The organism is Dyella sp. SYSU CM1112 (genome assembly GCF_058216415.1).
The window spans coordinates 1-297 of record NZ_JBZEGI010000094.1 but is presented as its reverse complement, the minus strand read 5'-3'; the positions used below and the strand labels follow the sequence as shown (position 1 = coordinate 297).

Genomic DNA, 297 nt, shown 5'->3' with positions numbered 1-297 from the left:
CTGCGTGGCCCTCAAGGCACTTTGTACGGCTCCGGTTCCATGGGCGGCACCGTTCGCATGATCACCAACCGGCCGGACCTGAGCGGATTCAGTGGTTCCGCGGAGACCACGCTATCAGGCACGGATGGCGGCGGATTCAATCACGCCGAGAACGTGATGCTGAATATTCCGCTGGAGCAAGACAAGCTTGCGCTGCGTGTCGTGGCGACGCATGCCGATACCAGCGGCTGGATTGATCGCATCGTTGAAAGTCCCTTCCCTCTTTTCAGCACCCATGGCGCGGTGCGCGGCGATGTG

Annotated in this window: 1 pseudogene; it reads left to right on the top strand. The window is 61.3% G+C overall.

The window, feature by feature from the left end:
* Window positions 1–297: pseudogene (locus AC4HNJ_RS21770) on the top strand (hypothetical protein); the annotation flags it as partial.